7 protein-coding genes are annotated in these 7,586 nt (G+C 64.8%); 5 read left to right on the top strand and 2 right to left on the bottom strand.

Translation table 11 applies throughout. From position 1 onward, the window contains the following. Window positions 1–164 precede the first annotated feature (164 nt). Genes WAZ62_RS07785 through WAZ62_RS07775 form a run of 3 tightly spaced genes read left to right on the top strand, consistent with a single transcriptional unit; the run spans window position 165 to window position 4,000 of the window. Window positions 165–1,364, top strand: a complete 1,200-nt coding sequence (locus WAZ62_RS07785) for an IS256 family transposase (protein ID WP_422642952.1) — start codon at window positions 165–167, stop codon at window positions 1,362–1,364. A gap of 60 nt (window positions 1,365–1,424) precedes the next feature. Continuing rightward, window positions 1,425–2,270 (top strand): TOPRIM nucleotidyl transferase/hydrolase domain-containing protein, encoded by an 846-nt coding sequence (locus WAZ62_RS07780; protein ID WP_422642951.1) that lies wholly within the window; start codon window positions 1,425–1,427, stop codon window positions 2,268–2,270. Next, window positions 2,267–4,000 (top strand): UvrD-helicase domain-containing protein, encoded by a 1,734-nt coding sequence (locus WAZ62_RS07775; RefSeq protein ID WP_422642950.1) that lies wholly within the window; start codon window positions 2,267–2,269, stop codon window positions 3,998–4,000. Before WAZ62_RS07780 ends, WAZ62_RS07775 begins: the two co-directional genes overlap by 4 nt. A 98-nt stretch (window positions 4,001–4,098) precedes the next feature. Here WAZ62_RS07775 and WAZ62_RS07770 read toward each other — a convergent pair whose 3' ends face one another. Further along, complete coding sequence (locus WAZ62_RS07770; protein ID WP_422642949.1) at window positions 4,099–4,992, bottom strand: LysR family transcriptional regulator; 894 nt, start codon at window positions 4,990–4,992, stop codon at window positions 4,099–4,101. 102 nt (window positions 4,993–5,094) lie between these two features. Here WAZ62_RS07770 and WAZ62_RS07765 point away from each other — a divergent pair, with 102 nt between their 5' ends. Both WAZ62_RS07765 and WAZ62_RS07760 read left to right on the top strand, forming a co-directional pair. Further along, entirely contained in the window at window positions 5,095–6,732 is a 1,638-nt protein-coding gene (locus WAZ62_RS07765) for a GMC family oxidoreductase (protein ID WP_422642948.1), read from the top strand. 63 nt (window positions 6,733–6,795) lie between these two features. After that, entirely contained in the window at window positions 6,796–7,293 is a 498-nt protein-coding gene (locus tag WAZ62_RS07760; protein WP_422642947.1) for a GNAT family N-acetyltransferase, read from the top strand. Here WAZ62_RS07760 and WAZ62_RS07755 read toward each other — a convergent pair. After that, on the bottom strand, window positions 7,265–7,586 hold a 322-nt coding region (locus tag WAZ62_RS07755; RefSeq protein WP_422642946.1), incomplete at its 5' end, for a LysR substrate-binding domain-containing protein. The two genes, WAZ62_RS07760 and WAZ62_RS07755, sit on opposite strands and share 29 nt — an antisense overlap.

The following is a 7,586-nucleotide window of genomic DNA, read 5'->3' as shown; positions in this document are numbered from 1 at the left end:
GATCGTGTCCCGCCGAATGGTGTAGGAGCTGTGGGTAAGTAGCTCGCCGGCGCGACCATCACGAGTCTGGCGGCGGCGGGCTACTTATCCATAGCGGTGGTCACCGTGGCGGCTGTGGGTAGGGTTGGGTTGCGACACGCAACACTGACCCGAGGACCACCACGATGACCGACGACACCATCGCCCTTCGCACGCTTTTGGAGAAGGGCTCTGATGCGAGTTTCCTGCGCGACATGATCGGCTTCGCGGCCGAACGCCTGATGGCGCTGGAGACCGAGAGCCTGTGCGGGGCAGCCCCCGGCGAACGCTCGCCCGACCGCCGCAACCAGCGCAACGGCTACCGCGAGCGGGATTGGCAGACCCGCGCCGGCACCGTCGAACTGCGGATACCCAAACTGCGCCAGGGTAGCTATTTCCCGGCCTTCCTCGAACCCCGCCGCATGTCGGAGAAGGCGCTGACCGCGGTGATCCAGGAGGCCTACATCCAAGGCGTCTCGACGCGCTCGGTCGATGACCTGGTCAAGGCCATGGGCATGGAGGGGATCAGCAAGAGCCAGGTGTCGCGGCTGTGCGCCGAGATCGACGAGCGGGTGCAGACTTTCCTCAATCGCCCCATCGAGGGCGACTGGCCCTATATCTGGCTCGACGCCACTTACGTCAAAGCCCGGCGCGACCACCATATCGTCTCGGTCGCCGTGATCGTCGCCGTCGGCGTCAACAACGACGGCCGGCGCGAAGTGCTGGGCATGACCGTCGGTCACAGCGAGGCCGAACCCTTCTGGGTCGAGTTCCTGCGCGGCCTGGCCCGGCGCGGCCTGCGCGGCGTCAAGCTGGTGGTCTCCGATGCCCATGAGGGGTTGAAGGCAGCGATTACCAAGATCCTCAGCGCGACCTGGCAACGCTGCCGGGTTCACTTCATGCGCAACGCCATCGCCCATGCCGGAAAGACCCAACGCCGCATCGTCTCCGCCTGGGTCGGCACGGCTTTCGCCCAGGACGATGCGTCTTCCGCCCGCAAGCAGTGGCGCCATGTCGCCGATGAACTGCGGCCCCGCGTGCCCAAGCTCGCCGCCCTGCTGGACGGTGCCGAGGCCGACGTGCTCGCCTATATGAACTTCCCCGCCCAGCATCGCGCCCGGTTGCACAGCACCAACCCGCTCGAACGCCTCAACGGCGAGATCAAGCGCCGCAGCGAGGTGGTCGGCATCTTCCCCAACGAGGCCGCCGTCACCCGCCTGATCGGCGCGCTGCTGCTCGAGCAAAACGACGAGTGGGCCGTCCAGCGGGCCAGATACATGAGCCTGGAAACCATCGCTCCCTTGAGCGATGCTGCCGACGTCAGCCTGCCAGCACTGGTCGGCTGATCGCAGAACTCAACTCTGCATCCAAGACGCGGCTTCTACACCACGTAATGGGGCACGATCATGGCGGCCGCGGCGATGCGGCGATCAACGCGATGCATTCCGCTGGCTCGTATCGCTCTTGCCGACAAGGATCGCCGGAAGATTGACCGTTATCTCGACGTTACCAAGGCAGCACTGTTGTTCGGAGGCCGGGTGCTACTCGTCGAAGGCATCGCTGAAGCGCTGCTCCTGCCAGTTATCGCCGAACATCATACGCTCAAGGATGCCCCCGACAAACTGCAGATCTTTCGGTCGGCCGTGTTCGTTCCCATTGATGGAGTCGATTTTCTACCATACGCCGATCTCCTTACGACGCCGTTGAACGGCGCACGGATATCGGAGCGCGTGGTCGTCATGACCGATGGGGACAAAGGAAAAATTAAGAAAAAGGGCGAAACCGCCAACGAGGGCAGTGAGGAAATTGAAGATGGAGACGACGATGCAGAAACCATCCCGCTAAACAGCATCGAGGAAGATCAATCCTCAGAAGATACCAAAATCGCGCTCTTGCCCGGCGGACGACGCAAGGCCGCGCTCAACAGACTCGCAATGAAGAACAAAGCGTCCGAATGTCTTACGGCGATCACCTCGACCTACACCTTGGAAACCGAGATGTTGGAAGTCGGAAACGCAGCTATCCTCCGTAAGGCGTTCCTAACTCTTCATAAGAATTCGGCTAAGAAGTGGGATATGGCGGTGCTGCTCGAAGGCGATGCACGCGCGGAGAAGCTGGACGAGATTTTCAATGCGTCCCGCAAGGGCGACTTTGCCCAGATCCTAGCGGATCTAATCGAATCCAATGATCCCAAATACCCTTTCACTGTCCCCAAATATATCGAAGATGCGATCCTGGCGGTGGTCGCATGACAGCGACAGTTTATGACCCGACCTCCGAGCAGGTAGCGATTATCGAACACAAGGGCCATGCGTTCGTGCGGGCCTGCCCCGGGGCCGGCAAGACCAGGACGATGGTCGAAAGAGCCCGGGTCGCCCTCGCTGACCGGACCGATCTTCGAAGCGTGGCGTTCCTGTCGTTCACGAACGCAGCTGTCGACGAGTTGACCGCACGTCTGGCGATGTTCGGCACGCTCCCCACCCCAATTTTCCCGAATTTCATCGGCACCTTCGATCGCTTCCTTTGGCAATTCCTCATCGTGCCCTTCGGCATCGATGAGTGTTCAGCGGCGCCCAGATTAGTGCCGGACAAGAAGAACTGGGTCGTCAAACCGCCATACGAAAAAGCCCAAGCCTTGACCCTGGATTGTTTTAACCGTCGCACGGGTGCGCTGATCCAGAGCAAGGCAAATGACATCGGCTTCAAGCCGAAGAAAGGCCCTGGCGCATGGGAAACGATCGCACGCGAGATCGTCGCGCGGTCCCTTCAGGAAGGGTATCTGGACTTTGACGATGTGCGCTCCATTGCTCTAAAGCGATTGACCGAAAAGGCGTTCGCCGATCGCGTTGGCGCTGCGCTCGCCGCTCGGTTTCGCGAGATCGTGGTCGACGAGGCTCAGGATTGTAATCCAGCCGATTTGGGCATCATTGCCTGGCTTCGCCAATCAGGCCTAACCATCAAGATCATCTGCGACCTCAATCAGGGAATCTACGGCTTCCGCGGCGGCGTGACCGATGAGCTGGAGGCGTTCGCCGACACATTCGACAAGAGCCATCACCTTCCGATGACCGGCAACTTTCGGTCCTCACCGGCAATCTGCGCCGCCATCTGTCAATTACGTCCCCCGGCGTCCCGGGGAATGCCCGACAAGGCGCTCGGCCGCTACAAGAGCGAGACCACGCCTGTTTACCTCCTGTCCTATGGTGGGAAAGCCGTGTCTTCCCAGATCGGATCAGCGTTTCAGGAACTGGCCAGAAACCTTAGAATCAGGCCAAACGAAGCGCGGGTGCTCGCCGCGACCTGGGTTAGCGCGAGCAATGCGGCCGGCCGTCGCGCCGTCAGTGCAGGCAACAACAAGACGCTGCTTCTCGCGCAGTCGGTCGTGGGCTTTATGAACGCTTTTGAGGCCGGCAACCGTCGCGAGGCGCTGGCGCGTCTTCATTGCGCGGTTTTGACGATACGCGGCCATATTTCGAATGCTGGAGACTATGGCAAACATCTCAATAAGGCCGAGATCGAAAGCAGTGGTTGGCGACCGGAGATCATTGCCCTTGGCCAGGAGCTTTATCCCAAGTCTGGAGAGGCCATTGATCAATGGCTGGAGCGCGCCCGGACGCTACTCGACAAGGATCTGGTTGGAACCTCTACGATCAACCAGCGGCTGAAGATTCACACCGATCTCGGCTCGATTCTGTCGACATTGCAAGCCACTGACCTGCCCGCCCGCTCCATCCATGATGTGAAAGGCTTAGAATTTCCCGCTATCTGCGTGGTCTTGGCGCCGCAAACCGTCGGTAAGATTATCGGTGTCCTGACCGGCGCAAGCATCGCGCACGAACACGTTGAGGACGCGCGTAAGATCTATGTGGCCGCATCCCGGGCGGAGCGCCTGCTCGCCATCGCCACGCCCAAGAACCGCGTTGCCGACCTCAAAGCGATCTTGGACGCTGGCGGCGGATCAGTCGTGGTCTTGGATGTCTGACTCATCCCCTCGCTCGAATCCAAGTTGATCGGGAACGCCATCCCACGCGAGTGTCGGTTTTCTACAGCAATTGACCTAACTGACGTCCCCGCCCCGCCCTACCCTTCCGGCAGGAACACCGCGCGGTCGGCCCTCGCGGCTTCGACGATAGCGTCGAGGACCATGCGGATGCGGGCGAGGTGGCGGAGGTCTTCGTGGATCGAGATCCAGTAGCTGCGGCGGAGCGCGATGGCGCCGGGCAGCAGGTGGATCAGGCCGGGGCGGCGGCGGGCCATGAAGGCGGGCAGGATGCCGAGGGCGGCGCCGCTTTCGATCATGTCGGCTTGCGCGACGACGCTGGTCGAGCGGAGTTGCGGCACGAGGTCGAGGCCGTCGAAATGGAGATAGTCGAGCTCGCCGGTGAACAGAAGCTCGGGGATATAGCCGCAGACGAGATGGCGGGCGAGGTCGGCGGTCGTCGTCGGCGCGCCCATGCGGGCGACATAGGCCGCGGTGCCATAGAGTTCGAGGCTGTAATCGGTGAGTTTCCGCACCGACTGCCGGCCCAGCGTCGGGCGGTCGAGGGTGATGGCGATATCGACCTCCCGCGCGGCGAGGGAATAGGCGCGCGGCAGGGCGACGAGTTCGAGTTCGAGCTTCGGGAAAGCCAGGGCGACGGCGCCCAGCCGGCCGCCGATATAGGCGGCGCCGAGGCCTTCCGGCGCGCCGATGCGCACCCGGCCCGAAAGATCCTGCGCCCCGGCGCCGAGGCTTTCCACCTTCTGCAGCATCAGGGATTCGATCGTCTCCGCCGTCGCCAGCAGCTCGGCCCCCGGCGCGGTCAGGCGGATGCGGCGGCCCGCGCGCTCGAACAGAAGCGTGCCGAGGCCGGCTTCCAGCCGGGCCAGCCGCCGGCTGACGGTCGAATGATCGATGTTCAGCGCCCGCGCCGCCTCGCCCATGCGGCCATCCCGTGCCACTTGCAGAAATATGCGGATATCGTCCCAGTCCATCGCTTTGCCCGGCAATTTCGCACAAGGTAATTGAGTCGGCCGGCCTTGAGTCAGGAAATCCGCCGTGGCACTTCAGGGGGAAGGGAAACAAGGAAACGCCCCATGAGCGGAAGCGCCAGCCCCGTCCTCGACGGTACATACGACTATATCGTGGTGGGGGCCGGCACCGCCGGCTGCATCCTGGCCAACCGGCTGTCGGCCGATCCGGGGCGGCGGGTCTTGCTGCTCGAGGCCGGCGGGCGCGACAACTGGATCTGGTTCCATATCCCGGTCGGCTATCTCTTCGCCATCGGCAATCCCCGGGCCGACTGGATGTTCCGGACCGAGGCGGAGGCGGGCTTGAACGGCCGCGCCCTCGCCTATCCGAGGGGCAAGGTGATCGGCGGCTGTTCCGCCATCAATGCCATGATCGCCATGCGCGGCCAGGCGGCGGATTACGACCATTGGCGCCAGCTCGGCCTGTCCGGCTGGTCTTACGACGACGTGCTGCCCCATTTCCGCGCGCTGGAAGATCATTTCCTGGGGGCAAGCGAGGCCCATGGCGCGGGCGGCGGCTGGCGCGTCGAAGCGCCCCGGGTGACCTGGGACGTGCTGGACGCGGTGCGCGAGGCCGCGATCGAGATGGGCGTCCGCCGCCTCGACGATTTCAACACCGGCGACAATGAGGGCGTGTCCTATTTCCATGTGAACCAGAAGAAGGGCCGGCGCTGGTCCTCGGCCCGGGGCTTCCTGAAGCCGGTGCTGAACCGGCCGAACCTGCGCCTGATCACCGGGGTTCAGGTCGAGCGGCTGGTGGTCGAGGGCGGGCGGGCAACCGGGGTCTGCTTCCGGGGCGCGGACGGCGCGCCGGTGACCGCGAAGGCGAGGGGCGAGGTGATCCTGTCGGCCGGGGCGGTCGGCACGCCGCAGATCCTGCAATTGTCGGGCATCGGCCCCGCGGACGTCCTGCGCCCCCTGGGGATTGAGGTCGTCCGGGGCGCCGAAGGCGTCGGCCGCAACCTGCAGGACCATCTGCAGCAACGGGCGATCTACCGCGTCAACGGGGTGAAGACCCTGAACGAGACCTATCATTCGCTGGTCGGGCGGGGCTTGATGGGGCTCGACTATCTGCTGCGGCGGCGGGGGCCGCTGACCATGGCGCCCAGCCAGCTCGGGCTGTTCACCCGCTCCGACCCGTCGCGGGAGCGGGCGAATATCGAATTCCACATCCAGCCGCTCTCGCTCGACAAATTCGGCGATCCGCTGCACCGCTTCCCGGCGATCACGGTTTCGGCCTGCAACCTGCGCCCCACATCGCGCGGGACCATCACCCCGCGCAGCCGAAACCCCAAGGATGCCCCGGTCATCGCGCCCCATTACCTGACGACGGACGACGATCGCCGGGTGGCGGCCGACGCCATCAGGGTGACGCGGCGCCTGATGGCACAGCCCCGACTCGCCCGCTATCGCCCCAGCGAATATCTGCCCGGGCCTTCGGTCGGCGACGACGACGCGGCGCTGGCCAAGGCCGCGGGCGATATCGGCACCACCATCTTCCATCCTGTCGGCACGGCGAAAATGGGCCGGGCGGACGATCCGATGGCGGTCGTCGACGAGCGGCTGCGCTTTCACGGTCTCGCCGGGCTTCGCATCGTCGATGCCTCGATCATGCCGACCATCACCTCGGGCAACACCAACACGCCGACGGCGATGATCGCGGAAAAGGGTGCCGCCATGATCATCGAGGATGCGCGCAGGTGACGCTGGACGAAGGCACGCCCACGGGCGCAAGACTTGCGGTCTGTCCAACAGGGGTGAGCAGCGATGGAAATCCGCGACGCGGCCGAGGGCGATCTGCCCGGCATCCTCGCCATCTATAACGACGCGGTCGAGAACACGACGGCGATCTGGAACGAGACGCTGGTCGATCTCGACAACCGCCGGGCCTGGCTGCGCGCCCGGCTGGCCCAGGGCTATCCGGTGCTGGTCGCCATCGATGACGGCGCCGTCCTCGGCTATGCCTCCTTCGGCGACTGGCGGGCGTTCGACGGCTATCGCCACACGGTCGAACATTCGGTCTATGTCCGGGCGAACACGCGGGGCCGGGGCGTCGGCCGGGCACTGCTCACCGCCCTGATCCCCCGGGCGGCCGCCCTCGGCAAGCATGTCCTCGTCGCCGGGATCGAGGCGGGCAATCAGCCGTCGATCCGGCTGCACGAACAATTGGGCTTCATCCGCACCGGGCTGATGCCGGAAGTGGGGAGCAAATTCGGCCGCTGGCTCGACCTTCAGTTCATGCAGCTGATCCTGCCTCGGCGATAAGCCGGCGAAAGGCCGCCTCGGCCAGGCCCTGGTGGCGCCCCCGGTGACGCAGGGCGTGGAAGGCGCGAGGCGGCAGGGCGGCGTCGATCACCATCAGCCGGCCCGCCTCCAGCGCCGAGGCGACGACGAGGCGGGACAATACCGCCAGCCCCGCCCCCGCCTCGACCGCGCCGCGCACCGCTTCGTTCGAGGGCAGCTCGAGACGGGACAGATCGCCGACCCCGATCCCCCTCGCCGTCAAGAGGGCCTCCATCGCCGCCCGCGTGCCCGAGCCCGGCTCGCGGCACACCCAG

It is taken from the genome of Zavarzinia sp. (genome assembly GCF_049306435.1).
Taxonomy (GTDB): domain Bacteria; phylum Pseudomonadota; class Alphaproteobacteria; order Zavarziniales; family Zavarziniaceae; genus Zavarzinia.
Note: the sequence above shows the minus strand (reverse complement) of the source record. Positions and strands in the feature narration are given on the sequence as shown.

What these genes read in the sequence shown, in the direction of transcription:
- WAZ62_RS07785 (WP_422642952.1), top strand. Translation starts at nt 165, where the DNA reads ATGACCGACGACACCATCGCCCTTCGCACGCTTTTGGAGAAGGGCTCT.
- WAZ62_RS07780 (WP_422642951.1), top strand. Translation starts at nt 1,425, where the DNA reads ATGGCGGCCGCGGCGATGCGGCGATCAACGCGATGCATTCCGCTGGCT.
- WAZ62_RS07775 (WP_422642950.1), top strand. Translation starts at nt 2,267, where the DNA reads ATGACAGCGACAGTTTATGACCCGACCTCCGAGCAGGTAGCGATTATC.
- WAZ62_RS07770 (WP_422642949.1), bottom strand. Translation starts at nt 4,992, where the DNA reads ATGGACTGGGACGATATCCGCATATTTCTGCAAGTGGCACGGGATGGC.
- WAZ62_RS07765 (WP_422642948.1), top strand. Translation starts at nt 5,095, where the DNA reads ATGAGCGGAAGCGCCAGCCCCGTCCTCGACGGTACATACGACTATATC.
- WAZ62_RS07760 (WP_422642947.1), top strand. Translation starts at nt 6,796, where the DNA reads ATGGAAATCCGCGACGCGGCCGAGGGCGATCTGCCCGGCATCCTCGCC.